The sequence below is a fragment of the Lysobacter koreensis genome (assembly GCF_042677045.1).
GTDB classification, from domain to species: domain Bacteria; phylum Pseudomonadota; class Gammaproteobacteria; order Xanthomonadales; family Xanthomonadaceae; genus Lysobacter_K; species Lysobacter_K koreensis.
On the sequence record NZ_JBHTIH010000004.1, the window covers coordinates 152,224 to 176,358 of the forward strand.

A 24,135-nucleotide genomic window follows, 5' to 3' on the forward strand; every position below is an offset into this window, starting at 1 on the left:
GCCGCAGGCAGACCGGCGGTCGCCTGCGCGGCGTGGCCGGATCCTGCCCCCGCCGATCTGCGGCTACACTTTTCGCGCCCGTCCTAGGAGCGATCGCGATGCCCTGGCTCTACCTGTTGCTGGCCCTGGCCGCGCTCGCGGTCGCCTTCAAGACCACCTCGGTGGCGTTGCTCGTGGTCTGCCTGCTGGTCGCGTTCGCGCTGATGCTGGCCTGGGTGATGGCCCTGCTCGCGAGCCGCGTCGACAGCAGCAGCCGCAGCGAAGCGATGATGCTCGACCCGGCGGAGATGCAGCGGCTGCGCGAGCAGGCCGAGGCGCGCCGACTCGCCGCCGCGTCCCCCGCGCAGGGCGAACCCCAGCGCTGACCGGATTGTGTTGTAGATCCGAGCCTGCTCGGATTGCCTGCAAAGCTCCGCCCAAGCTTGGATCGGGGCAAGCAACCGCGGTCGCGTCCGCCCGGCTCTACAGAACTCGCGCCGCGCATTAAGCTGTGGCGATGACCGTCCTCAGCGTCAACGTCAACAAGATCGCGGTGCTGCGCAACTCGCGCGGCGAGCGCGAGCCCGACGTGGTTCGCGCCGCGCAGGCCTGCCTCGACGCCGGTGCGCACGGCATCACCGTGCACCCGCGTCCCGATGCGCGCCACATCCGCGCCGACGACGTCCACGCGCTGGCGGCGTTGACCCGCGCGCGCGGCGTGGAGTTCAACCTGGAGGGCAACCCGTTCGCCCCGCCCCGCCCCGGCTACCCGGGCTTCCTGGCGTTGTGCGAGCTCGCACGCCCGGCGCAGGCCACCCTCGTGCCCGACGGCGACGGCCAGCTCACCTCCGACCACGGCTTCGATTTCGCCCGCGACGGCGCCGCGCTGCGGCCGCTGGTCGCACGGCTCAAGGAACTGGGCTGCCGGGTCAGCCTGTTCGCCGACGCCCATGGCGACCCAACGCTCGATCACGAGCGCAGCATCGAGCGCGCCGCCGCCACCGGCGCCGACCGCCTCGAGCTCTACACCGGCCCGTACGCCGAGGCCTTCGCCGCCGGCAACGCCGAGCCGATGCTCGCCCGCTTCGCCGCAATCGCGCGGCGCGCGCAGGCGGCCGGGCTCGGCATCAACGCCGGCCACGACCTCAGCCAGCACAACCTCGGCGCGTTCCTGGCGGCGGTACCGGCCGTGCTCGAAGTCTCGATCGGCCACGCGCTGATCAGCGAGGCGCTGTACGCGGGGCTCGACCAGACCGTTCGCCGTTACCTGGCGATCCTCGGCGGCGCGACAGGCTAACCTGCGCCAGTGCCGCGCCTTCGACGACCCGGCCCGGCACTGGCCCGGCACTGGCGGCTGCGCGCGCCGCCGCGACAGCCGCGGCCGACAGCGAGCCCGGTTGCCAAGCGCCTGCGGCCAAACGCTGGCCGGTTCAGGGCGCCAGCGCGACGTGCTCGATCCCGCTGTTGCGCGCCGCCGACAGCGCCCGCGCGAAACCCTGGTAATCAGCGTCACCGGAGGCGGCGATCTCCAGTATCGCCGTGGGCACACGCGCGGCCTGGGCGTCCAGTGCCGGCTGCAGCTCATCGCGGCGCAACGCCTGCCCCGCCAGGCGGTAGCTATCACCGGCCAGCACCTCCAGGGTCAGGCGCGGCGGCGGCTTCTGGCCGGTATCGGGGCCGGGCTGCGGCAGCCGCAGGTCGAGGCGGGTGCTCAGGATCGGCGTGGCGACCATGAAGATGATCAACAACACCAGCATCACGTCGATCAGCGGGGTGATGTTGATCTGGGCGATGGCATGATCGCCACGGCGTTCGGACGGGGGTTCGGAAAACGCGGAGACGACGGCCATGTGCACCTCCTGGCGGGCGGGCTGCCCGAGTCCACGCTACGCCCGTCGGCGAGCCGCCCGCAATCGCTTGAGCGTACGCGCACAAAAAAACGCCGCCCGGAGGCGGCGCTTCAAGACATCACGACGGTAAGCGTCGACCGGGTTCAGTCCGCCTGGACGAACCCGATCTTTTCCATCTGCGCGTTCTTGGCATGCGCCAGTACCTTGGCAAGCAGGCCGTAGTCGGCGTCGTTGCTGGTGTCGATCTCGAGCATCGGCTGGTTGGTCGGGTCGCGGTTGACCTCGACTTCCATCATGTTCTGGATCGCCGTCATCGGCTGCGGCGTGTCATTCCAGAACACTTGGCCCGAGGCATCGATCCGCAGCCGGATCGGCGGCGGCGGTTCTTTCAGCTGCGGCGGCGGATTGACCGAGCGCTGCGGCAGGTTGACGTCGATCGGGTACGACAGGGTCGGCGCGGTGACCATGAAGATGATCAGCAGCACGAGCATCACGTCGACCAGCGGCGTGACGTTCATGTCGGACATCGGTCCGCCGCTGGAGTTGGAACTGAAAGCCATGACGTAAGTCTCCGGATTACTCTGACCGGTCGCGGATCGCGACGAAGCCAACCTTGCGCATGCCCTGGGCCTGGGCGATCTTCACCACGTCATTGACGATCCGGTACTTGGTCGTCTTGTCGCCGCGAACGTTGACCTGCGGCTGTGGCGTCTTCTGTGCCTCGATCGCCAGACGGCTCTCGAGCAGCTCGTTGGTGATCGCCTCGTCGTTCCAGTACAGCTTGCCGTCCTCGGTGACCGCCAAAGTGATTGGCGGCACCGGCGGCGCCTTCTCCTCGCGCTTGTCCAGATTGGCTTCGGGCAATTCGACCTTGACCTTATGCGACATCAACGGCGCGGTGATCATGAAGATGATCAGCAGCACCAGCATCACGTCCACCAACGGCGTGACGTTGATCTCGGCCATCGGGCCGCCGCTTTCATTGCCTGAACTGAAGGCCATCGTGGAACTCCAACTGCAAAGAAGTGAAGACGTTGGTACTTAGCGCTTCGCGGGCAGCTCGCCGACGCGGGCGCCGGTGGCGAAGAAGTCGTGCAGGTCGTGCGCGAAGGTGTCGAACTTGTTGTTCGTCACGCGGTTCAGGCGGATGAAGAAGTTGTACGCGAGCACCGCCGGGATGGCCACGAACAGGCCGATCGCGGTCATGATCAGCGCCTCGCCCACCGGGCCGGCAACCGCGTCGATCGACGCCTGGCCGGTCGCACCGATCTTGATCAGCGCGTGGTAGATGCCCCACACGGTGCCGAGCAGGCCGACGAACGGCGCGGTCGAACCGACGGTGGCGAGCACGGTCAGGCCGCTTTCCAGGCGCATGCTTTCGCGGGTCACGGCCTGGCGCAGGGCGCGGTCCACGAACTCGGAGCGGTTCAGCGACTCGACCAGGCGCGAACCTTCGTGGCGCTGGTGGTGGGCCGCGGCCTGGGCGGCGTCAAGCGCGATCTTGGAGAACGGCTCGGCGCGCGACTGCTCTTCCATGTAACGGATCGCGTCCTGCGCGTTCGGGGTTTCCCAGAACGTGCCGATGACACGGTCCGAGGTACCGCGCAGACGCATGTTCTTGATGAAGTTGATGACGATCCAGTAGACCGAGAGGATCGACATCAGCGCGAGGGTGATGAACACGACCCAGCCCACAAAGTCGAAGTTCTGCAACAGATGGGCAAAGCTCATCTGGTTGAGTGCTTCGGCGTTGTTGCCTCCGGCCGCAGCAGCGGTGGTGGTTTCCTGCAGCATGACGCTTACCTTTGATGTCGTGGAAAGGAATAGTTAGGAACGTGGTGCCTACAACAACCCCGTAATGCCGATCACTGCGGGGTAAATACGACCGGGACGCGGACGCGGCTGGCAACGCCGACACCGCCGCGCATCTCCGGATTGAACCGCCACTTGCGGGCCGCGTCCATCGCGGCGCGGTCAAGGGCGCGATTGCGACTGGATTTCTCGACCTGCACGTCCAGCACGTTGCCCTGGCCGTCGATGCTGATGACCAGCGTCACCGTGCCGCCCACGCCCTGGCGCAGCTCGGTCGGCGGGTACTTCGGCGGGTTCATGCGCTTGGACGACGCGTCGACGCTGGAGCCAATGTCGCTGACCGTGCTCGGCGGCGCCGGCGGCGCCGGCGGCGGCGCGGGGACGTCGACCGGGGTCGGGTCGTCCACCAGGATCGGCGGATCTTCCGGCGGCGGCGGCAACGGGGTCGGCTGCGGCGGCACCAGGGTCTTCGGCGGAGTGAGCGGCTTGGGCTCGTCCGGCGGCGGCGGCGGTGGGGGTGGCGGCGGCGGCGGCGGCTTGATCAGGTTGACGATGGTGACGTCTTCCTCCGCCTTGTCGGTCGCCGGCGGCGCCATCGGCGCGAGCAGCAGCAACAGCGCCGCGACGTGCACGGCGATCGCGGCGGTGATACCGGCAATGCGTGCCCAGTTCAGACCTGCGTCGCGGTCGTCTTGTTTTGCGTGGATTTCGAGGTCTTGCGTCATGCGCCGTCAGCTCGGGAAGTGTATTCCGGACGCCAGGGCGCCACGGGGCCGTCGTTTCGGTTCATACCGCTATTACAGCGGCGTGAACCTCCTAGCATATACCAATCCCCGCGCTTCGTTCCACGCGCGGGTTGGCATTTCAATGCCATTTCCGTGCTGCCGGTTACTTGCCGGGCAACGCGATGATCTTCTTGGCGTCGTCGGGTTTCTTCACGCCCTTGGCGATGGCCTGCTTGGCCGCTTCCTTGGCCTCCGGAACCCGGTCTTCCTGCCACAGCACGCGGGCCAGGTTGAGATAGGTCTCACCATCGGGCGCCAGCGGGGCCGCCTTCTTGTAGGCGTCGATCGCCGGGGCGACCTGCTCGGAGAAATAGTACGACTGCGCGAGCGCGAGGTAGGTCTGGAAGTCGGGCTTGATCACGCCCTTCTCGAGGCCCTCGTTGATCACCGTGGCGGCCTGCTTCTCCTTGCCGTCCAGGTTGAGGTAGGTCGAGTACAGCTGGCGGTAGTCCTTGTCCTCGGTGAACTGGCCGGCGGCGCGCAGCTTCTCCAGCACCGCGGCGGCCTTGTCGTACATGTCGTTCTGCAGGTAGACCACGGCCAGGTTGGTCTGCGCGCGCTTGTCGGTCGGGTTCTTGGCGGCGACGGCCTCGGCCATCTTGGCCGCCTCGGCGCCCTGGCCGCCCTCGGCGTACGCCGCCATCAGCAGCTGCTGCCAGTCGGCCTTGGGCTCGGGAGAAGCGTCGATCGCCTGCTTGAGCACCGCGGCCGCTTCCGGGAAGCGGTCCATGCGGTACAGCGCGTTGCCCTTGAGCACCAGGTGCTCGGGCTTGCTGCTCTTGGTCTCGGCGAAGAAGCGGTCGAAGGTCGCCAGCGATTGCGGGTACTGGTCTTCCTGCAGCTGCAGTTGGCCCAGCATCAGCATCGCGCCGAAGTGGCCGTTGTTGTCGAGGCCGTTGAACTCGAGCGCCTTGTTGAGATACGCCATGGCCGCGGCGGTGTCGTCGGCGTCGTAGGCGATCTGCGCGCCGATCTGCGCGGCGAAGGCGTGGTCGTAGGCGTTGGCCGCGGCGTTGGCGATGATCTCGTCGGCAATGGCGCGCGCCTCGGCGCCTTTGTCGGCGTCGTACAGGTCCATCATCTTCTTGAGCTTGGGCGTGACCTTGGCCGACGCCTTGGCGTCGGGCGACTGGCGAGTCGCGTCCGGGTACTGGTCGGCGACCTTGGCGGTCTCCTGCTTGGACTCGCCCTTCTGGGCCTGGCGATCGCGACGCGCCTGCGCACGGTCCTGGGCGGACTGCGCGTGGGCCTGGGCCAGGACGCCGAACGCGAGCACGGTGGCAACGGTGGCGGCCAGCACGTTGCGGCGGGTCATGGAATGCTTCATCGGATCACCTCGGGTTACCGGTACGAGCCGACGGCAGGTGCGGGACGCTGCCGGCGTACTAGAAAGACAACGGGGGATGGCGCTGGGCCGGACGGGGCGGTCACGCTAACAGAAACGCCGGGGCCGGCGAAACCGGGTTGCGCTCAACCGCCCAATCGTGTTTACCCGCAATTGGGCGTGCGCCCGCTGGCGCGCGCGCGCTGGTAGGTCGGCGCCAACGCGCCGGCACGGCCGCGCAGTTCGGCGATGCGCGCGCGCGGGTCCGGGTGGGTGGACAGGAACTGCGGTGCACGGCTGCTGCTGGCGGCGATCATGTTCTCCCACAGGTTGACCGCCTGCTGCGGATCGAAGCCGGCACTGGCCATCAGCTGCTGGCCGACCACGTCGGCCTCGGTTTCCTGGGTGCGGTTGTTGGGCAGCAGGAACGCCGCCTGCACCGCGGCGCCGCCGAGCTGGCTGGTCGCGTTGGCCGCGCCCTGGCCGTAGGCCGAGCCGACGATCGCACCGACGATGCCGAGGCCGGCCTGTGCGCCCATCTGCCGGGTCACGCGCTCGTCGTGGTGGCGCGAGACGACGTGGCCGATCTCGTGCGCGATCACCGCCGCGAGCTGGTCCTGGGTCTTGGCGACAGTGAAGATGCCGGTGTTGACGCCGACCTTGCCGCCCGGCAGCGCGAACGCGTTGGGCGAGGCGTCGGCGAACAGCGCGGTTTCCCACTGCGCCTGCCAGCCGGAGGGCAGCTCGCGGGTGATCGCGTTGACCACGCAGCGCACGTAGCCGCTCTGGCGGGCGTCGGTGCTCTGCCGGTTTTGTGCCTTGGCCTGCGTAAACGCCTGCGCGCCAAGCTGGTTGAGTTGCTCCTGCGAGACCGCGCCGACGCGCTGGGTGCGCCCGGTCGGGGAGGTGGTGGTGGCGCAGGCGGCGACCAGGGTCGCGATCGACAAGGCGAGCAGCAGTGGCTTCATGGTGGATCCCCGATTCATGTTCGTTACCGCGGTTGTAGCCGGGCGGGGATTAACGCTTCGTCAATTTCCCGGTCACGGTGGGACAAAGGCCGGCCAGCCGTTCAGCCGCCGCCGGTTGGTTCGCCACGATCACCCCGGTGTCACCAGCAGCACGCCGCAGGCGAGCGCGTTGTTGATCGCGTGCGCGGCAAACGCCGCCGACAGGCGCCGGGTGCGCCAATACACCCACGCGAACAGCGCCCCCATCAGCCAGTAGCCCGACAGCAGCCACAACCACTGGCCGGTCACGAGGTCGGCACGCGGCAGCGGCTCGTGCAGCCAGGCGAACACGCTGGTGGTCAACAGCACCCCCAGCCACGGCCAGCCGCGCGCCAACATGCGCCCGAGCAGCACCCGCCGCAGCAGCAGTTCCTCGACCCACGGCCCGAGCAGCACGAACACCGCCATCGCCGGCCACGGCTGCGAGGCGAGCGCGGCAAGGATCGGCGCGACGTTGCTCGGTTCCGGCACCTCGCCGACCAGCTGCGGCTCCAGCCAGCTGCGCAACGCGTTGACGGCGAACGTGGCCAGCCCGACCACGACCGCCAGGCCCAAGCTCGGTCGCAACGCCATCAGCGGCTGCACCGCCGCGTGCCGGCGCGACCGCTGCCACAACGGCCAGGCCGCGACCGCCATCGCGACGAAGCTGAGGCTCATGACCGCCAGCAGGTGCGCGTCCAAGTCGACCCGCCTGGCGAGCAGCGGCGCCAACCCGAGGAACGCGAGCGCCGCGGTCAGCAGTCCCAGCAGCAGCGCATCGGCGGCGAAGCCGAGCAATGCGGCGGCCAGACGCGACGGCCGGGTGGGCGCGGCGGCGGCGGCGTGCGCACCGATTGGCCGCGACAGGCCGCGGTCGATCGCCGGATCGATCGCCATCGGCGGGCGATCAGACGTCGAGGTTGGCGACCTTGAGCGCGTTGTCCTCGATGAACTCGCGGCGCGGTTCGACCACGTCGCCCATCAGCGTGCTGAAGATCTGGTCGGCGGCGACCGCGTCCTCGATCCGCACCTGCAGCAGGCGCCGGGTTTCCGGATTCACCGTGGTGTCCCACAGCTGCTCGGGGTTCATCTCGCCCAGGCCCTTGAAGCGCTGGATCTGGCGGCCCTTCTTGGCCTCCTCGAGCAGCCACGCCTGCGCCTGCGCGAAGCTGTCGATCGGCTGCGCGCGATTACCACGCACGATCTGCGCGCCTTCGCGGACCAGGCCGTGCAGCTGCGATGCCGCTTCGCGCAGCGCGCGCAACTCGCCGCCTTCGAACGCGGCCAGCGGCAAGACCTGGATCAGCTGGGTGCCCATGTGATCGCGGGTGACGATCAGCGCCGCGCCGCGCGCTTCGGTCGCCGGCTGCAGCTGCAGCTTGTAGCGCGGCTTGCCCAATCCGGTGCGGTTGAGGCGTCTCTCAAGCGCGTCCAGTTCGTGGCGCTCGTCGATGTTCTGCGCCAGGTGCGCGCCGTCGAGCGGGCTGAAGTCGATCAGCGCCTCGAGCACGTTCGGGTCGTAGCGGTGCGCGTTGCGGGCGATGGTGTCGCGCGCGCCGGCGAACACCAGCAGCAGCTTCTCCAGTGCCAGCCCGGTGATCGGCGGTTCGTCCTGCGCCGGGATCAGCGAGGCGCCTTCGACCGCGTTGCCGGCGAGGTAGACGTCGAGCGCGGCATCGTCCTTGAGGTACAGCTCGGTCTTGCCCTGCTTGATCTTGTACAGCGGCGGCAGGCCGATGTAGATGTGGCCGCGCTCGATCAGCTCCGGCATCTGCCGGTAGAAGAACGTCAGCAGCAGGGTGCGGATGTGCGAGCCGTCGACGTCGGCGTCGGTCATCAGGATGATGCGGTGGTAGCGCAGCTTGTCCGGGTTGTACTCGTCCTTGCCGATGCCGGTGCCCAGCGCGGTGATCAGCGTGCCGACCTCGGCGCTGGCCAGCATGCGGTCGAAGCGTGCGCGCTCGACGTTGAGGATCTTGCCCTTGAGCGGGAGGATCGCCTGGGTCTTGCGGTTGCGGCCCTGCTTGGCGGAGCCACCGGCGGAGTCGCCCTCGACGATGAACAGCTCGGACTTGGCCGGGTCTTTTTCCTGGCAGTCGGCGAGCTTGCCGGGCAGGCCGGCGATGTCGAGCGCGCCCTTGCGCCGGGTCAGGTCACGGGCCTTGCGCGCGGCCTCGCGGGCGCGCGCGGCGTCGACGATCTTGCCGGCGATGGCGCGGGCTTCGTTCGGGTGTTCTTGCAGGAACTCCTCCAAACGTGCACCGAACGTGTGCTCAACGACCGGGCGAACCTCGGAACTGACCAGCTTTTCCTTGGTCTGGCTGGAGAAGCTCGGATCCGGCACCTTGACCGACAGCACCGCGATCATGCCCTCGCGCATGTCGTCGCCGGACAGCGCGACCTTGGCCTGCTTGGCGATGCCGTTCTGCTCGATGTAGTTGCTGAGGGTGCGGGTGAGCGCGGCGCGGAAGCCGATCAGGTGGGTGCCGCCGTCCTTCTGCGGGATGTTGTTGGTGAAGCAGAACATCGTTTCCTGGTAGGAATCGGTCCACTGCATCGCGACGTCGACGGTGATGCCGTTCATCTCACCCGTGACCGAGATGACGTTCGGGTGCAGCGGGGTCTTGAGCTGGGCGAGGTGTTCGACGAACGAGCGGATGCCGCCCTCGTACTGGAACACGTCGCGCTTGCCTTCGCCGCGCTCGTCGACCAGGGTGATCTTGACCCCGGAATTCAGGAACGACAGCTCGCGCAGGCGCTTGGCGAGGATGTCGTAATGGAACTCGACGTCGGTGAAGATCCCGACCGCCGGCTTGAAGCGCAACAGGGTGCCGCGCTTGTCGGAGGCCTCGAGCGTCTTCAGCGGATAGAGCGGCTCGCCGAGCGCGTACTCCTGCTGGTGGTGGTGGCCGTCGCGCCAGATGTCGAGCCACAGGTGCTCGGAAAGCGCGTTGACCACCGACACACCGACGCCGTGCAGGCCGCCGGAAACCTTGTAGCTGTTGTCGTCGAACTTGCCGCCGGCGTGCAGCACGGTGAGGATCACCTCGGCCGCGGACACGCCTTCTTCCTTGTGGATGTCGACCGGGATGCCGCGGCCGTTGTCCCAGGACGACACCGAGCCGTCCTCGTGCAGGGTCACCACCACGTCGTCGGCGTGGCCGGCGAGGGCCTCGTCGATCGCGTTGTCGACCACCTCGAACACCATGTGGTGCAGGCCGGTGCCGTCGTGGACGTCGCCGATGTACATGCCCGGGCGCTTGCGCACGGCCTCGAGCCCGCGCAGGACGGTGATCCTGGTCGAGTCGTAGGTCTGGCTGGAAGGGGCAACGGACGCGACGTCTTGCGAGGGATCGTGCTCAGCGTGCTGATCGTTCGGGGTCATGCGGCAACAGGCTCCAGCGACGCGGCAACGGCGGGGCCGGGCGCGTCATGACACATTAGATATACGTGCGCGAAGTATAGCAGGGCGGTCGGCGCGACCGGTCTCGGCCAGACCCGGGGCGATGGCGTCGCGGCGGGGTTCTATGGCCCTTCACCGATGCTCGCGGTCGCGCGCGGTCGGGAATGCGCAGACGGGGGATCAGTCCGCTCGGTTGAGGTCCCGCAGCTCGGCATGTTCCACGTGGAACCTGTGGATCGCTACCCCGAGGTCGAGCAGACCCGGGGGAGCCTCGGTGCCGGTGATCAGCGCCTGCGCGCCGCTGGCCAGCAGCCGTGCGAGCACCCGCTGTTGGTGGTGGCGGTCGAGCTCCGACGCCAGGTCGTCGAGCGCGATCACCGGCCACTGCCGGCGGACCGCGGCGTGGTGCTCGGCCTGGGCGAGCAGGGCCGAGAGCGCCGCCAGCTTGGCCTGTCCGCGCGAGAGCGCGTCCCGGCCCGGCACCTGCGAGAACTCGACCTTCCAGTCGGCACGGTGCGGGCCCACCGAGGTGTAGCCCAGCTGCAGGTCGCGGTCGCGGGCCAGCAGCAGGGCGTCGGCCAGCGGCAGCTCCTCGCGCCGCCAGCCCGGCAGGTACTCGAGTGCGGTATTGCCGAGCATAGGCGCGAGTTCGGCCGCGAGCGCCGCGAAGCGCGGCTGCAACGCCTCCAGGTACAGCTGGCGGCGCTGGCTCAGGGGCTCGCCGGCCTGGGCCAGCTCGTGATCCCAGGCGTCGAGCTGGGCGTCGCGGGAACGCGCCTTGAGCAGGGCGTTGCGCTGCTTCAGCGCCCGAGCGTAGCGCCGCCACAGCGGCAGGAAGTCTGGTTCCACGTGGAACAAACCCCAGTCGAGGTAGCGCCGCCGCGACTCCCCACCGCCGGTGATCAACGCATGGCTGCCCGGTTCGAAGCTCACCACGGCCAGCGCCGCGCAGAGCTCGCCCAGATGCGCGACCGGCGCGCCGTCGAGCCTACCCGCCCATTCCCGGCCGCTGTGGCGCAGGCCAGCCTTGCGCACCAGCGCATGCTGGACCGCGCCATCGGTCGTGGCCGCATCGCCGGGGCGGGGTGGCTGGGGCGTCTCCTGCCACTCCACGAAGACCTCCAGCGCCTCCGCACCCGCCCGCACCAGCCCGTCGCGCACGCGGGCGCGGAAGCTGCGCCCGTAGGCCATCAGGTGCAGGGCTTCGAGCACGCTGGTCTTGCCCGCGCCGTTGTCGCCGGTGATCAGGTTCAGACCGGGTGCTGGCGCCAGGCTGACGTCCGCGAAGCGGCGCAGGTTGCGGATCTCGAGGCGGGTCACGTGCATGGCTCAGGGCCGGAAATGGACACGCCCGGGCAGGCCGGGCGTGTCGTCACACTGGTTCTGAGGTTCCACGTGGAACAAAGCGGATCCGGATAGCGCAGGCGCCCGCGTCAAAGCCGCAGCGGCATCACCACGTGCCGGCAGCGGTCGTTGGCGGCCTCGCGCACCAGCGCCGACGAGTTGGCGTCGCGCAGCGCCAGCACGATGTGCTCGCCGCGCAGCGCCCCCAGGGCCTCGAGCAGGTAGTTGACGTTGAAGCCGACGGCCAGGTCGTCGACCTTGGTCTCGGCCTCGACTTCCTCCTGTGCCTCTTCCTGCTCCGGGTTGTGCGCGCTGATCTTGAGCTGGCCCGGCGAGACCTCGATGCGCACGCCGCGGTACTTCTCGTTGGACAGGATCGCCGCGCGTTGCAGCGACGCCCGCAGCACCTCGCGCTCGATTCGCACTTCCTTGTCGGCGCCGATCGGGATCACCGCCTCGTAGTCCGGGAAGCGGCCGTCGATAAGCTTGCTGGTGAAGGTGACGTCGTCGCGCTTGACCCGGATGTGGCCGCGGCCCATCTCGATCTCGATCTCGCGGTCGCCGCCCTCGAGCAGGCGCTGCAGTTCGGACACGCCCTTGCGCGGCACGATGATCTGGCGCTTGGTCTGGCCGCCGCCCTCGTAGGGCGTCTCGCATAAGGCCAGGCGGTGGCCGTCGGTGGCCACGCAGCGCAGGCTGGTCTCGCGCAGGTCGAACAGCAGGCCGTTGAGGTAGTAGCGCACGTCCTGCTGCGCCATCGCGAACGCGGTGCGTTCGATCAGCTCCTTGAGCGCGGCCTCGGGCACCTGCACCCGCTCGGTCGCTTCCATCTCGTCGATCGAGGGGAAGTCGTTGGCCGGCAGGCTGGACAGGGTGAAGCGAGAGCGCCCGGCCTGCACCGTGACCTTCTCGGCGGTCTGGCTGACCGAGATCTTGCTGCCGTCGGGCAGGGCGCGAACGATGTCGAATAGTTTCCGCGCCGGGATCGTGGTTTCCCCGTCCTTGGCGTCGTCGACGGCGATGCGCGAGACCATCTCCACCTCGAGGTCGGTGCCGGTCAGCGACAGCTGCCCGTCTTTGACCTGGACCAGCAGGTTGGCCAGCACCGGCAAGGTCTGGCGCCGTTCGACGACGTTGACGACTTGCGCGAGCGGCTTGAGAAAAACTTCGCGTTGCAGGCTGAAGCGCATCCCCGATCCCCAGTACTAAAGAGTTGGATAAATCTAAATCTTGGTGGTGATGGTGTCGGCGAAAACCCGGGAAAACCCAAGCAAGCCGCTGATTCAACTACGTTTTTCGCCACCGCCAAGCCTTGTACAAGTGCGCCGGTGACGGCCCTACAACTTGTGGACAACTTTTGGGCGCAAACCGCGACCTGCACTTGTCCACAGCTTGTACGCGACTCGTCCACGGGGTTTCGGGGCGGGCCGTCACTCGCTGAGCTTGCGGATCAGCTTGTCCCAGTCTTCGCGCAGCTTGCCGTCGGTTTCCATCAACGTGCGGATCTGCCGGCAGGCGTGCAACACCGTGGTGTGGTCACGCCCGGCAAACGCGTCGCCGATTTCGGGCAGGCTGTGCTCGGTCAGTTCCTTGGTCAGCGCCATGGCCATCTGGCGCGGACGGGCGAGCGAGCGGGTCCGCCGTTTCGACAACAAGTCCTTGATCTGCAGGCCGTAGTAGTCTGCCACGGTCTTCTGGATGTTGGGGATGGAGATCGACTGCTGCTGCGAGCGCAGCAGGTCGCGCAGCGTCTCCTGGGCGAACTCGACGGTGATCGGCCGGCCGGTGAAGTTGGCGCGCGCGGTGAGGGTGTTGAGCGCCCCCTCCAGGTCGCGCACGTTGCTGCGCATCTTCTTGGCGAGCAGGAACGCGACCTCCTCAGGGATCGCCGCGCCGCGCTCGCTGGCCTTGGCCAGCACGATCTGGGCGCGGGTCTCGAAGTCCGGCGGCTCGATCGCCACCGACAGGCCCCAGGCCAGGCGCGACTTCAATCTTGGTTCGAGCCCCTCGACCTCGCGCGGGTAGCGGTCGCAGGTCAGGATGATCTGCTGCTTGCCGTCGAACAGCGCGTTGAAGGTGTGGAAGAACTCCTCCTGCGTGCGGTCCTTGCCGGCGAAGAACTGGATGTCGTCGATCAGCAGCGCGTCGACCTGCTGGAACTGGCGCTTGAACGCGTCCATGGTCTTGTCCTGCAGCGACTTCATCATCGCGCTGAAGAACTGCTCCGAACGCAGGTACATCACCCGCGTGCCCGGGTTGTTGGCGCGCATCGCGTTGCCGGCGGCGAACATCAGGTGGGTCTTGCCCAGGCCGGTGCCGCCGTACAGCAGCAACGGGTTGTGCGCGCGCTCGCCGGGCTTGAGAGCGGCCTGCCAGGCGGCGGCGCGGCCGAGCTGGTTACTGCGGCCCTCGACGAAGTTGTCGAAGGTGTAGTGACTGTCGAGGTGGCCGTTGAACGACTCCAGCGGAGTCATCGCGCGCGGCGCGGCGGGCCGCTCGGGCGTTGCCGCCACCGCCGCCGGCGCGGCGGCGCGCGGCAGCGAACCGATCTCGAGGCTGACGTCGTCGCTGCCGGCAAAGTGCGCGAGCAGCTCGCGGATCCGCGCCAGGTAGCGTTCGCGCACGTGTTCGACCACGAACGCGTTGGGCGCGTACAGCACGGTGGTGGTGTCGCGGCGGGTCGCCTGCAGCGGCTTGAGCCAGGTGTGAACATCCTCGGCCGGGAACTCGGCTTCAAGGCGTTCGAGGCAGCGGGGCCAGGCGTCCATAGGTGCGGCTACTTCAAGGAGTGACATTAACGTGGTGCCGACAAAGGACGAGACGGGCGCGATGGCGAGCATCGCGCCGCGCGTAGTGTGCGGGGGTCGGCCAGACTATCACCGCCACCCAGCCCATGCACTCGGGCCTGCCGTGGACAGCGACCACGCCCGCGCCGCCCGCGAAGGGGCGGCCATCCAACGCCACAGTTGACCGCTCCGTGGCAAAGTCGCTAGACTCCGCGGTCTTTTCCGCTGTACATACAGAGCCGGACCATGGCCACCAAGCGCACCTACCAGCCCAGCAACCTCAAGCGCAAGCGCGATCACGGTTTCCGTGCCCGCATGGCGACCGCCGACGGCCGCAAGATCCTCGCCCGTCGTCGTGCCAAGGGCCGCAAGCGCCTCTGCGCGTAAGCGCGGCACTTGCCCGTCCCAGCGGCCGCGATCGGCGGCCGCTCGCTCCCGATGAACTCGACCCGCTTCCCGCGCACCGCGCGGGTTCGCGCGCGCTCGGACTTCGACCGCATCTTCAAGCAAGGCCGGCGCGTGGCGCTGCCCGTGCTGGCTTTGCATTGGCAGGCCGTGGACGTGCCGCCGCGGCTGGGCCTGGCGGTGTCGCGCAAGGTCGACCCGCATGCGGTCGGTCGCAACCGCATCAAGCGCGTGCTGCGCGACAGCTTCCGCCACCACCGGCATGCGCTGGCCGACGGTGACTACGTCGTGGTAGCGCGTCCGGGCGCGTCGCGTTGCAGCGGCGAGGAGTTGCGTGCCGCGTTCCTGGCCCTGCTGCGCCGCGCCGGGGCATTCGCGTTGCCCGCACCCCCCGCGCCCGGCACAATGCCCGCCGTCGCCGACCCGTGTCTGTCGCCGTCCCCGTCCCCCTGATGCCACGCCGCCAACGCGCGTCGGCCGAGCCTGCCTGCTGCCCATGAACCAGACCCGTGTCTTCCTGATCTTCGCCTGGCTGATGGTGGCGACCCTGCTGTGGATGGAGTGGGGCAAGGAGCAGGCCGCCCCTGCACCGACGGTGGCGAGCGCCGCGGCCGTGCCCGGCAGCACGGTGCCGAGCGTCGCCGTGCCGGCCACCGCCTCGGGCGTGCCCGCGGTTCCGGCGGCGATGTCCGCCGCCGTCCCCGGCGCCACCGTCGCGTCGACCGCCACGCCGGCGGTCACCGTCACCACCGACGTGTTGCGCGCCACTCTGGATGGCGGCGAGCTGCGCCAGGCCGACCTGCTCGGTTACCCGAGCACCGCCGACGCCGGCAGCGCGCCGGTGCGCCTGCTGGCGTCGGATCCGGCCAACTACTTCGTCGCCCAGAGCGGCTGGGTCAGCAACGCCGGCGCCGCGCCGAGCCACGAGTCCGGGTTCGTGCTTGAGGGCAGCCAGCGCGAGTTCACGCTCGCCCCGGGCGCGGCCAGTGTGGTGGTGCCGTTCGTGTGGACCGGTGCCAACGGCGTCAGCATCCGCCGCAGCTACACCTTCAACCGCGGCGACTACGCGGTGCAGGTGCGCGACGAGGTCGTCAACGCCGGCAGCGCGCCGTGGCAGGGCTTCGTCTACCGCCAGCTCAGCCGCGTGCCGCGTGCGCTGGTCAAGAGCGGGCCGATGAGCGCCGAGCAGTACAGCTTCCAGGGCGCGGCGTGGTACAGCGCGGCCGACAAGTACGAGAAGCGACAGTTCGACGACTTCGTCGACGACGGCACGCTCGACAAGCCGGCCACCGGCGGCTGGATCGCGATGCTGCAGCACCATTTCTTTGCGGCGTGGATCCCCGCCGCGAACGACGCGACCACGTTCTCGCTGGCGACCCCGGCCGGCACCGGCGGCACCCAGTACCTGATCCGCGAAGTCGGCCCCGGCGTCAGCGTCGCTCCCGGCGCGACCGCGAGCACCCAGGCGCGGCTGTGGGTCGGCCCCAAGCTGGTCAAGCAGATCGACGCGCAGAACGTGCCCGGACTCGACCGCGCGGTCGACTTCAGCACCTGGTCGGTGATGGCCACGATCGCCAACGGCCTGTTCTGGGTGCTCGAGCGCCTGCACGGCCTGCTCGGCAACTGGGGCTGGGCGATCGTCGGGCTGGTGGTGATCCTGAAGATCCTGATGTTTCCGCTGTCGGCCGCGCAGTACAAGTCGATGGCGAAGATGCGCAAGTTCCAGCCGCGCCTGGCCCAGCTCAAGGAGCGCTACGGCGACGACAAGCAGAAGTTCCAGCAGGCGATGATGGAGCTGTACAAGAAGGAGAAGATCAACCCGGTCGGCGGTTGCTTCCCGCTGCTGCTGCAGATGCCGGTGTTCCTGGCGCTGTACTGGATGCTGTCCGAGTCGGTCGAGCTGCGCCACGCGCCGTGGATCGGCTGGATTACCGACCTGACCGCGCGCGACCCGTTCTTCGTGCTGCCGCTGATCAACGTCGCGGTGATGTGGGCGACCCAGAAGCTGACCCCGGCGGTCGGCATGGACCCGATGCAGGCCAAGATGATGCAGCTGATGCCGATCGTGTTCGGCGTCATGTTCGCGTTCATGCCGGCCGGTCTGGTGCTGTACTGGATCACCAACGGCGGCCTGGGCCTGCTGCAGCAGTGGTGGATGACCCGCCGCTACGCCGAGGCGCCGGCGCCGGCGAAGGCGTAAGCGCGCTCGCTGTGTGCTCATCGAAGCCCGCCAATTGGCGGGCTTCGTGTTTGTGGCGACGAAAAACAGGCGGGATTCCGTCTCGGTTGCAGGTCCATAACCAGGTCTTCTTTCGAGAAGGCCCGCCAGGAAGCATCACCGCACGATCACTGCGCCGCCGACACCCCGTGTACGGACTACGGCAAACTCCTACCAGGCAAGGAACCACCCGCATGGCCGACAGAGACACCATCGCCGCGATCGCCACCGCGCCCGGCGCCGGCGGCGTCGGCATCGTGCGCCTGTCGGGACCGCGATCGCGCGCGATCGCCGAAACCCTGTGCGGACGCACGCTGACGCCGCGCCACGCCCACCACGTGCGCTTCCGCGACGCCGCCGAGGCGACGATCGACGACGGCATCGGCTTGTATTTCGCCGCGCCGGCCAGCTACACCGGCGAGGACGTGGTCGAGCTGCAGGCGCACGGCAGCCCGGCGGTGCTGCGCGAACTGCTCGCGCGCGCCTGCGCGCTCGGCGCGCGCCACGCGCGCCCAGGCGAATTCAGCGAACGCGCGTTCCTCGAGGGCCGGCTCGACCTCGCCCAGGCCGAGGCGGTCGCCGACCTGATCGCCGCCGCCGACGGCCGCGCGGCGCGCGCGGCGCGGCGCGCGCTCGATGGCGAGTTCTCGCACCGGGTCGAGGCGCTGGCCGACGGCCTGCTCGCGATCCGCGTGCACGTCGAGGCCGCGATCGATTTCTCCGACGAACCGCTGGAGACCCTCGGCGGCGCCGCCCTGCGCGCGCGCTTCGAGGCGGTCACGCACGATCTCGATGAACTGCTGCGCGCCGCCGAGCGCGGCCGCCGGCTGCGCGACGGCCTGCACGCGGTGATCGTCGGCCCGCCGAACGCGGGCAAGAGTTCGCTGCTTAACGCGCTCGCCGGCAGCGACCGCGCGATCGTCACCGACATCGCCGGAACCACCCGCGACCTGCTGCACGAGGTGGTGCGCATCGACGGCGTCGAGCTGACCCTGGTCGACACCGCCGGCCTGCGCGAGGGCGGCGACGCGATCGAGCGCGAGGGCATGCGCCGCGCGTACGCCGAACTCGCCCGCGCCGACCTCGCGATCGTGGTGCTCGACGCGCGCGCCGCCGACGCCGGACGCGCCGCGGTCGCCAACGCGATCGCCGGCGTCGAGCGGCGGCTGTGGCTGCACAACAAGGCCGATCTGCTCGATGACGCCGACCGCGACGCGGCACAGGCCGCGCCCGACGATGATCATCTGTATGTCTCGGCCCGCACCGGCGCCGGCCTCGACGCGCTGCACGCGCGCCTGCGCGAGCTCGCCCAGGGCGATGGCGCCGAGGCCGGCGAGGGCGCGTTCACCGCACGCGCGCGCCACGTCGATGCGCTGCTGCGCGCGCGCGACGAACTCGATGACGCGCGTGTGCAACTCGACCACGAACTGCTCGACCTGGCGGCCGAATCGCTGCGCCACGGCCACGACGCGCTCGGCGAGATCACCGGCCGGGTGCGTGCCGACGACCTGCTCGGGCAGATCTTCTCGAGCTTCTGCATCGGCAAGTAGCCGGCCTTGGCGACAGGCGTAACTGCCATCGCCACTCACCGACGCCGCCGGCGTGCAGGAGCGGCTTCAGCCGCGAGCTTCGGCGGTGATGGAGCAAGGCTCGCGGCTGAAGCCGCTCCTAGCGGGTGCCGGGAAACTGCGCCGCGCCAGGCTCGCGCGACCGGGATGATTGCCGCGCACTCGTCCGCGGCCGGCCGCCGGCGGCCACCGCCAGACCGCTGACCACGCCCAGCGACGGGTCGCCCGCGACCAGCCGCGCGTCGGGGAATGCGGCCTGCACCGCGGCGCGCACGTACGGCGCGCGCGACATGCCGCCGGTCACGAACAGCGTCGTCGGCGCGGCATCGAGTTGCGTGCCCACGCGCGCGAGCAGCCGCTCCAGGCCGCCGAGGAAGCGTGCGGCGGCGATTTCGAGGTGCTCGCGCGTCGCGCTCGCGGCCAGCCCCGGCTCGATGTAGTCCAGTCCCGCCTGCCACGAGGCGTGTTCGCTGAGGCCGATCTTCGCCAGCTCGACGCTGCGGTTGAGCCGCACCGTGTTGCCGGCGGCCTGCAACGCCGCCAGACGCGAGGCGAACGGCGCCGGTGCGTCGTCGAAGCGGCAGCGGCGGAAATCGCGCTGGCGTTGCAGGTCGTGCACGCTGGCGGCCTCGGAGTAGCGGTGCACCGGCACCGCGCTCAGGTCCTTGCCGAACAACGGCATGAAGCGGCGCAGGCTCAGCGCCAGGTCGACATCGACGCCGCCCTCGGCGATGCCCCAGGCGCCGCGGATCCGCGGGCGCGCCGCGCGCCCGCCGAGCTGCGCAAACGCGACGTCGGTGGTGCCGCCGCCGACGTCGACGATCAGCGCGCGCTGCGGCCCGGCCTGGCTGCGGTGGAAGTCCAACGCGGCGGCGGCCGGCTCTTCCAGGAACTCGACCGCGTCGAAGCCGGCCGCGCTCGCGGCCTCGCGCAGGATCTCCAGCGCCTGCACGCCGCCGGCCTCGCCCATCGAACTGCGGAATTCGACCGGCCGCCCGATCACCGCGCCGCGCACCACCGTGCCCAGCTGCTGCCCGGCGGTCAGGCGGATGTGTTCGAGGATGTGGGTGGCGATGCCCAGGATCGTGTGGCGCGCCGCGCCGTGCAGCCGGTAGCCAAGCATCGACTTGGGGGAATCCACCAGGTGGCCGCCGCCTTCGGCGAGGTAGGCGTCGATCGCGTCGTCGCCATAGACCGCGTGCTGCAGCGACGCCGCCGACGCGCGCGCCTGCTGCATCTGCTGCTCGAGCCAGTGGCGGCGCACGCTGACGACCGCCTCGCGGCGCAACTGCTCGTCGCTGCGCAGCGACGGCGTGGCGACCAGCGCCAGCGCCTCGGCGCGCCGCGCCACGGGCGCCTGCTGGGCCTGCGCGCGCAGCAAGTTTGCGCGGTGGAGCGCGCGGGTCTGCGCGGCCTTGGCGCTGGCAAGCAGGCGCGCGACCTGCGCTTCCAGGGCCGGGGTCAGCGCGAAGTCGTTCGGGTCGGGGATCGCGTGCGGGAAGAACGCGGTGGTGCGGAACTGCAGCGCGTCGCCGAAGCGGACCAGCTGCACGCGGTCGTCGACCAGCGCGCCGGCGGCCGAGTAGCTGGTGCCGAAATCGATGCCAATGCGCATGCGTGCCCTGCCAGGTTCGAACGGTTCCGCGGTGCGACGCCGACGGCGACGCGCGACCGGGAAATCCGGGCCGCCATTCTCGCAGCCGCGGCCAGCGAATCGCGGCCAGGCGCGGCTCGCAGGCGCGCGATCCGCGGCGCGCGCGAAGGCGCCCGGCTCCCGCGTGGGGGCGACCGAATGCGTCAGCTTTGGCCGCTGCGCGACTGAATCGCGGGCACCGAAGTCACACTTTTTCGAGGCGTGCGCAAAGATGCGTGCGCGCGGTTCGCTGGCGCTTGACAAACGCCGGCCGCTGGCTCTTCCTAGCACCGTGCGCCCGGTCGAGCGCGCACTTCAGGGGAGTTCTGCCAATGATTTTCGCTATCCAAACCCGGCCCGCGCGCCGGTGGTCCGTCCTATCGAAAGTGTCGCTGGTGCTGGCCATGGGCCTGGTGCTGGCGGCGTGCAACAAGGAGCAGGCCGCGCCCGACGGCGCCGCTGCCCCGACCGCCGCCGCGCCGGCGGTGACGCCGGAAACCGCGGTGTCGGCCAAGGTCGCGAGCATGACCGTCGAGCAGCTACGCGACGCCGCCAGCCAGGCCTACAGCGACAACCGCCTGTACGCGCCAGCCGAGAACAACGCGGTCGAGTACTACCTCGCGCTGCGCGACAAGCAACCCGGCGATGCCTCGGTGGCGAGCGCGCTGACCGACCTGCTGCCGATGACGGTGATCGCCACCGAGCAGAGCGTCACCCGCGACGATTTCGCCGAGGCCCAGCGCCTGGCCGCGTTGCTCGAGAAGGCCGACGCGCAGCACCCGGCGCTGGCCCGCCTGAAGGCGAACATAGCTGCGCAGCAGGCGACCGCCGCGCAACGCGCCCAGGAGAAGACGCTGACCGCCGAGGAAGAGGCCAAGAAGCTGGCCGACCTCGAGAAGCAGCGCCTCGAGGACCAGAAGAAGCAGCAGGAGCAGGCTGCCGCGCAGCTGGCCACGAAGCAGAACGCCGACAAGCAGGCCGCCGACCGCGCGGCCGCGGACAAGCTCGCGGCCGACAAGGCGGCTGCGGACAAGGCCGCCGCCGACAAGGCTGCTGCCGACCGCGTTGCCGCTGCACAGCGGACCCAGGCCGCCGCCGCCCGCCCGGGCGCCGCGGCCACCGACCTGCGGGCGTTGTCGACGCCGGCGCCGAAGTTCCCGCCCGACGCGCTGCGCGCCGGCCAGTCGGGCGAGGTCCAGGTCGAGTTCACCGTCGGCACCGACGGCTCGGTGACCGCCGCCCGGGTGGTGCGCTCCAACCCGGCGCGCATCTTCGACCGCGAGGCGGTCAACGCGGTGCGCCGCTGGCGCTTCCAGCCGGTCGATGCACCGGTGACCACGCGCCGTACGATCGGGTTCAACCCGGGCGGTTAAGCGGTTGTGGCGGCCGTCCGCTAGCGCGGATCGGCCATATGCGGAAAAGCCCGGCTTCGGCCGGGCTTTTTTGTGGCCGTGGGCTGGTGGCCGTCTGAAGCAAGCTAGCAGCAGCGCTGTCTGCGTCGATCGTGAAGACTGAGGCGATGGCAGGTACTGTCGCCGTTGCCGTTGCTCCTAGGCTCTTCGCTTTGACTGGCGCCGTAGAGCCCGCCGAGCACCGGAGGGCAAAGGGGGGAAAAGGCGCCCTTGTCTGAGCGCAGCGAGTTTGGGCGCCGTACCCTTTGCTCGAGGAGCGCAGGGGACCGGAGACAGCTTCATCGTCTCCGGCGAGCGTCCGGCTCCAACGGTTTTGGTTACTTTTGCCAAGACAAAAGTGACTCGCGCGCGCAGCGTGCGAAAGCCCTTGATCTTGTCGTTGAACTTGCTCTTCGCATGACTGCGAAGCAGTAGCAACGGCAAGAGCTTTCGCCTGAAGGCGAGTTACTTTCTTTGCGAGGGCCAAAGAAAGTAACCAAAGAAAGGCCCTTCCCTGACAAACCTCCCGCTGGCGCACGTAGCCCTGCGCGGACTTTCCGAGTCGGCATCCTGCCTCCATCGGAAAACGCCCGGCATCCATGCCGGCCGCCCTTCGGGTTTGGGCACATCCCTGCGGTTGGGGATGAGGGATCAAGGGCAAACAACAGCAACAGCAACGGCAACAGCAACGGCAACGGCAACAGCAAGTCGTAAGTCACTGGATCCCCGCCTTCGCGGGGATGACGAGTCAGAGCAAAGCAAGTCGCGGCTAACCTTGTGATGTGGCTGCCGACACACAAAAGCAGAACCACCCTGCACGCGTGTCACAGCGGGCCCATCGCCCACGGCCACAACGGCCCGTCCAGCCACAGCCAGCGCACCATCCACGCGCTGACCCACGCGCACAGCAGCGTCAGCGGCAGGCCGACGCGGACGAAGTCGGCGAAGCGGTACTGGCCGGGGCCGAGGATCAGCAGGTTGCCGTGGTGGCCGATCGGGGTCAGAAATGCGACCACCGCTCCCAGCGCGGTGCACACCACGAACGGCGTCGGCGGTTGGCCGATCGATTCCGCCAGCGACACCGCCACCGGCCCCAGCAGCACCGTGGTTGCCGAGTCGGACAGGATCTGGGTCAGCAGCGCCGCGGCGGCGAACACAACCAGCAGCACTGACAGCGTCGACCAGCCGGCGACCACATGCAGCAGGCCCTGCGCGAGCAGCTGCGCGGTGCCGGTCTGCTCCATCGCGATGCCCAGCGGGATCACCCCGGCGATCATCACGAACACGCGCACGTCGATCTCGCGGTAAGCCTGGCCGATGTCGACGCAGCGCGTGGCCACGATCGCGACCGCGCCGAACAGGAACGCCAGCGACGCAGGCAACCACTCGCTGACCGCCGCGACGACGGTCAGCGCCAGGATCACCAGCGCCAGCGGCGCGCGCACGCGACGCCTCGCCTCGCCGGCGAACGGCACCAGCATCAGGAAGCCGTGGTGCGCGGCCAGGTCGGCGAAGCGCGACGGCCGGCCCCATAGCACCAGCAGGTCGCCCTCGCGCAGGCGCGCGTCGGCCAGCCGCGCCGACATCGCCGCGCCGCGGCGCCACAGCCCGGCGATCACCGCGTGGAACTGACGCGCGAAATCCAGCTCGCGGATGCTGCGGCCGATGAACTCCGAGCCCGGCGCGACCACCGCCTGCACCAGCTGCGGCTCGCCGTCGCCGGTGGCGGTGTCGCCGAAGCGCGCGATCGCGTACAGGTCCAGGCCGCCGTCGTCGTGCAGCGACGCCAGCGCGTCGGCCGAGGCCTCGACAAGCAGCACGTCGCCCTTGAGCAGCGGGCTGCCGCCGCCGAGGTCCTCGCGCGGCTTGCCGTCGCGCAGCCAGCCGAGCAGCCGGAACTTGTCGCCCAGCGCCTTCTGCAGTTCCGCCAGCGGCCGGGTGTTCCAGCGCGAGCCTTCGACGATCACCAGTTCGGTGCGGTAACGGTCCAGGCGCAGGTATTCGTCGTCGCCGGACTCGCCACTGCGCTTGGGCAGCAGCCAGCGCGTGAGCAGCATGTAGCCCACCCCGATCGCCACCAGCGCGATCCCGATCGGGGTGATCGAGAAAATCCCCAACCCTGGCGCGCCGGTGCGCTCGAGCAGGTTGTCGGCGAGCAGGAACGCCGGCGCGCTGACCAGGGTCAGGGTGGTGCCCAGCGAGGCGGCGAACGACATCGGCATCAGCAGCCGCGACGCCGAGAGCCCGCGCGCCTTGGCGAAGCGGGTCAGGATCGGCAGCATCATCGCCGTCACCATCACGTGGTGGGTGAATGACGCCATCGCCGCGACCGTCGGCATCACCACCGCGATCGCGCGGCTCTCGCTGCGGCCGGCGGCGTGCCCGATCCACTGGCCGATGCGCTCGGTGATGCCGGTTGCGGCCAGCCCGCCGGAGATCACGAACACCGCCGCGACGATGATCGCCGGCTCGCTGGCGAAACCCGACAGCGCCTGTTTCTCGTCGAGGATGCCGCTCACCACCAGCGCGGCCAGCGTCAGCATCGCGGTGACGTCCACGCGCAAGCGCTCGCTCACGAACAGGTACAGCGCGCCCGCGAGGATCAGCAGGAAGAGGAATTGTTGCAGCTCCATGCCTGCATTGTGCCTACC

At 69.5% G+C, this 24,135-nt stretch carries 21 protein-coding genes; 7 read left to right on the forward strand and 14 right to left on the reverse strand.

Annotated features, from left to right (window positions below; all coding sequences use genetic code 11):
• The first annotated feature begins 98 nt into the window (after positions 1–98).
• Together ACFQZQ_RS10345 and ACFQZQ_RS10350 are read left to right on the forward strand one after the other, a co-directional pair.
• The gene (locus tag ACFQZQ_RS10345) at positions 99–365 is read left to right on the forward strand and encodes a hypothetical protein (protein WP_386812709.1); all 267 of its coding nucleotides are present in this window, start codon (positions 99–101) and stop codon (positions 363–365) included.
• 131 nt (positions 366–496) lie between these two features.
• On the forward strand, positions 497–1,276 hold the full coding sequence (locus ACFQZQ_RS10350; RefSeq protein WP_386812710.1) for a pyridoxine 5'-phosphate synthase: 780 nt from the start codon (positions 497–499) through the stop codon (positions 1,274–1,276).
• Positions 1,277–1,409: 133 nt separating this feature from the next.
• On the opposite strand, the gene ACFQZQ_RS10355 is transcribed toward ACFQZQ_RS10350, so the two are convergent.
• The 12 genes from ACFQZQ_RS10355 to dnaA all read right to left on the reverse strand — a co-directional run bounded on the left by ACFQZQ_RS10355 (position 1,410) and on the right by dnaA (position 14,251).
• Positions 1,410–1,829 (reverse strand): ExbD/TolR family protein, encoded by a 420-nt coding sequence (locus ACFQZQ_RS10355; RefSeq protein ID WP_386812711.1) that lies wholly within the window; start codon positions 1,827–1,829, stop codon positions 1,410–1,412.
• 143 nt (positions 1,830–1,972) lie between these two features.
• Entirely contained in the window at positions 1,973–2,389 is a 417-nt protein-coding gene (locus tag ACFQZQ_RS10360) for an ExbD/TolR family protein (protein WP_386812712.1), read from the reverse strand.
• Between the two features lie 16 nt (positions 2,390–2,405).
• On the reverse strand, positions 2,406–2,831 hold the full coding sequence (locus ACFQZQ_RS10365; protein ID WP_386812713.1) for an ExbD/TolR family protein: 426 nt from the start codon (positions 2,829–2,831) through the stop codon (positions 2,406–2,408).
• Between the two features lie 39 nt (positions 2,832–2,870).
• Positions 2,871–3,623 carry a MotA/TolQ/ExbB proton channel family protein gene (locus ACFQZQ_RS10370; protein ID WP_386812714.1) on the reverse strand — a complete coding sequence of 251 codons (753 nt, stop codon included), beginning with the start codon at positions 3,621–3,623 and terminating at the stop codon, positions 2,871–2,873.
• Positions 3,624–3,694: 71 nt separating this feature from the next.
• Entirely contained in the window at positions 3,695–4,366 is a 672-nt protein-coding gene (locus ACFQZQ_RS10375; protein ID WP_386812715.1) for an energy transducer TonB, read from the reverse strand.
• Between the two features lie 163 nt (positions 4,367–4,529).
• Positions 4,530–5,753 carry a tetratricopeptide repeat protein gene (locus ACFQZQ_RS10380; RefSeq protein WP_386812716.1) on the reverse strand — a complete coding sequence of 408 codons (1,224 nt, stop codon included), beginning with the start codon at positions 5,751–5,753 and terminating at the stop codon, positions 4,530–4,532.
• 161 nt (positions 5,754–5,914) lie between these two features.
• Entirely contained in the window at positions 5,915–6,718 is an 804-nt protein-coding gene (locus ACFQZQ_RS10385) for a M48 family metallopeptidase (RefSeq protein ID WP_386812717.1), read from the reverse strand.
• A 129-nt stretch (positions 6,719–6,847) separates the two neighbouring features.
• The gene (locus ACFQZQ_RS10390; RefSeq protein ID WP_386812718.1) at positions 6,848–7,633 is read right to left on the reverse strand and encodes a CPBP family intramembrane glutamic endopeptidase; all 786 of its coding nucleotides are present in this window, start codon (positions 7,631–7,633) and stop codon (positions 6,848–6,850) included.
• Between the two features lie 10 nt (positions 7,634–7,643).
• On the reverse strand, positions 7,644–10,121 hold the full coding sequence (gene gyrB / locus ACFQZQ_RS10395; protein ID WP_386812719.1) for a DNA topoisomerase (ATP-hydrolyzing) subunit B: 2,478 nt from the start codon (positions 10,119–10,121) through the stop codon (positions 7,644–7,646).
• 198 nt (positions 10,122–10,319) lie between these two features.
• Positions 10,320–11,465 (reverse strand): DNA replication/repair protein RecF, encoded by a 1,146-nt coding sequence (gene recF / locus ACFQZQ_RS10400; RefSeq protein WP_386812720.1) that lies wholly within the window; start codon positions 11,463–11,465, stop codon positions 10,320–10,322.
• Positions 11,466–11,572: 107 nt separating this feature from the next.
• Positions 11,573–12,673, reverse strand: a complete 1,101-nt coding sequence (gene dnaN / locus ACFQZQ_RS10405) for a DNA polymerase III subunit beta (protein ID WP_386812721.1) — start codon at positions 12,671–12,673, stop codon at positions 11,573–11,575.
• Positions 12,674–12,913: 240 nt separating this feature from the next.
• Complete coding sequence (gene dnaA / locus ACFQZQ_RS10410) at positions 12,914–14,251, reverse strand: chromosomal replication initiator protein DnaA (protein WP_386812722.1); 1,338 nt, start codon at positions 14,249–14,251, stop codon at positions 12,914–12,916.
• 264 nt (positions 14,252–14,515) lie between these two features.
• Here dnaA and rpmH point away from each other — a divergent pair, with 264 nt between their 5' ends.
• From rpmH to mnmE, 4 genes are all read left to right on the forward strand, one after another.
• Complete coding sequence (gene rpmH, locus ACFQZQ_RS10415; RefSeq protein WP_031374044.1) at positions 14,516–14,656, forward strand: 50S ribosomal protein L34; 141 nt, start codon at positions 14,516–14,518, stop codon at positions 14,654–14,656.
• Between the two features lie 51 nt (positions 14,657–14,707).
• Positions 14,708–15,127 (forward strand): ribonuclease P protein component, encoded by a 420-nt coding sequence (gene rnpA / locus ACFQZQ_RS10420; RefSeq protein ID WP_386812723.1) that lies wholly within the window; start codon positions 14,708–14,710, stop codon positions 15,125–15,127.
• A gap of 43 nt (positions 15,128–15,170) precedes the next feature.
• Entirely contained in the window at positions 15,171–16,874 is a 1,704-nt protein-coding gene (gene yidC / locus ACFQZQ_RS10425; RefSeq protein ID WP_386812724.1) for a membrane protein insertase YidC, read from the forward strand.
• 212 nt (positions 16,875–17,086) lie between these two features.
• The gene (mnmE, locus tag ACFQZQ_RS10430) at positions 17,087–18,442 is read left to right on the forward strand and encodes a tRNA uridine-5-carboxymethylaminomethyl(34) synthesis GTPase MnmE (RefSeq protein WP_386812725.1); all 1,356 of its coding nucleotides are present in this window, start codon (positions 17,087–17,089) and stop codon (positions 18,440–18,442) included.
• A 118-nt stretch (positions 18,443–18,560) separates the two neighbouring features.
• On the opposite strand, the gene ACFQZQ_RS10435 is transcribed toward mnmE, so the two are convergent.
• Positions 18,561–20,075: an Hsp70 family protein gene (locus ACFQZQ_RS10435; RefSeq protein ID WP_386812726.1), complete on the reverse strand. Its 1,515-nt coding sequence runs from the start codon at positions 20,073–20,075 to the stop codon at positions 18,561–18,563.
• Between the two features lie 350 nt (positions 20,076–20,425).
• Between ACFQZQ_RS10435 and ACFQZQ_RS10440 the strand changes: the two genes are divergently transcribed.
• A complete protein-coding gene (locus ACFQZQ_RS10440) occupies positions 20,426–21,466 on the forward strand; it encodes an energy transducer TonB (protein ID WP_386812727.1) in 1,041 nt (346 codons plus the stop codon).
• Positions 21,467–22,308: 842 nt separating this feature from the next.
• Here ACFQZQ_RS10440 and ACFQZQ_RS10445 read toward each other — a convergent pair.
• Positions 22,309–24,117: an SLC13 family permease gene (locus tag ACFQZQ_RS10445; protein ID WP_386812728.1), complete on the reverse strand. Its 1,809-nt coding sequence runs from the start codon at positions 24,115–24,117 to the stop codon at positions 22,309–22,311.
• Positions 24,118–24,135 lie beyond the last annotated feature (18 nt).

Coding starts and splice junctions, on each gene's coding strand:
- ACFQZQ_RS10345 (WP_386812709.1), top strand. CDS start 99: ATGCCCTGGCTCTACCTGTTGCTGGCCCTGGCCGCGCTCGCGGTCGCC.
- ACFQZQ_RS10350 (WP_386812710.1), top strand. CDS start 497: ATGACCGTCCTCAGCGTCAACGTCAACAAGATCGCGGTGCTGCGCAAC.
- ACFQZQ_RS10355 (WP_386812711.1), bottom strand. CDS start 1,829: ATGGCCGTCGTCTCCGCGTTTTCCGAACCCCCGTCCGAACGCCGTGGC.
- ACFQZQ_RS10360 (WP_386812712.1), bottom strand. CDS start 2,389: ATGGCTTTCAGTTCCAACTCCAGCGGCGGACCGATGTCCGACATGAAC.
- ACFQZQ_RS10365 (WP_386812713.1), bottom strand. CDS start 2,831: ATGGCCTTCAGTTCAGGCAATGAAAGCGGCGGCCCGATGGCCGAGATC.
- ACFQZQ_RS10370 (WP_386812714.1), bottom strand. CDS start 3,623: ATGCTGCAGGAAACCACCACCGCTGCTGCGGCCGGAGGCAACAACGCC.
- ACFQZQ_RS10375 (WP_386812715.1), bottom strand. CDS start 4,366: ATGACGCAAGACCTCGAAATCCACGCAAAACAAGACGACCGCGACGCA.
- ACFQZQ_RS10380 (WP_386812716.1), bottom strand. CDS start 5,753: ATGAAGCATTCCATGACCCGCCGCAACGTGCTGGCCGCCACCGTTGCC.
- ACFQZQ_RS10385 (WP_386812717.1), bottom strand. CDS start 6,718: ATGAAGCCACTGCTGCTCGCCTTGTCGATCGCGACCCTGGTCGCCGCC.
- ACFQZQ_RS10390 (WP_386812718.1), bottom strand. CDS start 7,633: ATGGCGATCGATCCGGCGATCGACCGCGGCCTGTCGCGGCCAATCGGT.
- gyrB (WP_386812719.1), bottom strand. CDS start 10,121: ATGACCCCGAACGATCAGCACGCTGAGCACGATCCCTCGCAAGACGTC.
- recF (WP_386812720.1), bottom strand. CDS start 11,465: ATGCACGTGACCCGCCTCGAGATCCGCAACCTGCGCCGCTTCGCGGAC.
- dnaN (WP_386812721.1), bottom strand. CDS start 12,673: ATGCGCTTCAGCCTGCAACGCGAAGTTTTTCTCAAGCCGCTCGCGCAA.
- dnaA (WP_386812722.1), bottom strand. CDS start 14,251: ATGGACGCCTGGCCCCGCTGCCTCGAACGCCTTGAAGCCGAGTTCCCG.
- rpmH (WP_031374044.1), top strand. CDS start 14,516: ATGGCCACCAAGCGCACCTACCAGCCCAGCAACCTCAAGCGCAAGCGC.
- rnpA (WP_386812723.1), top strand. CDS start 14,708: ATGAACTCGACCCGCTTCCCGCGCACCGCGCGGGTTCGCGCGCGCTCG.
- yidC (WP_386812724.1), top strand. CDS start 15,171: ATGAACCAGACCCGTGTCTTCCTGATCTTCGCCTGGCTGATGGTGGCG.
- mnmE (WP_386812725.1), top strand. CDS start 17,087: ATGGCCGACAGAGACACCATCGCCGCGATCGCCACCGCGCCCGGCGCC.
- ACFQZQ_RS10435 (WP_386812726.1), bottom strand. CDS start 20,075: ATGCGCATTGGCATCGATTTCGGCACCAGCTACTCGGCCGCCGGCGCG.
- ACFQZQ_RS10440 (WP_386812727.1), top strand. CDS start 20,426: ATGATTTTCGCTATCCAAACCCGGCCCGCGCGCCGGTGGTCCGTCCTA.
- ACFQZQ_RS10445 (WP_386812728.1), bottom strand. CDS start 24,117: ATGGAGCTGCAACAATTCCTCTTCCTGCTGATCCTCGCGGGCGCGCTG.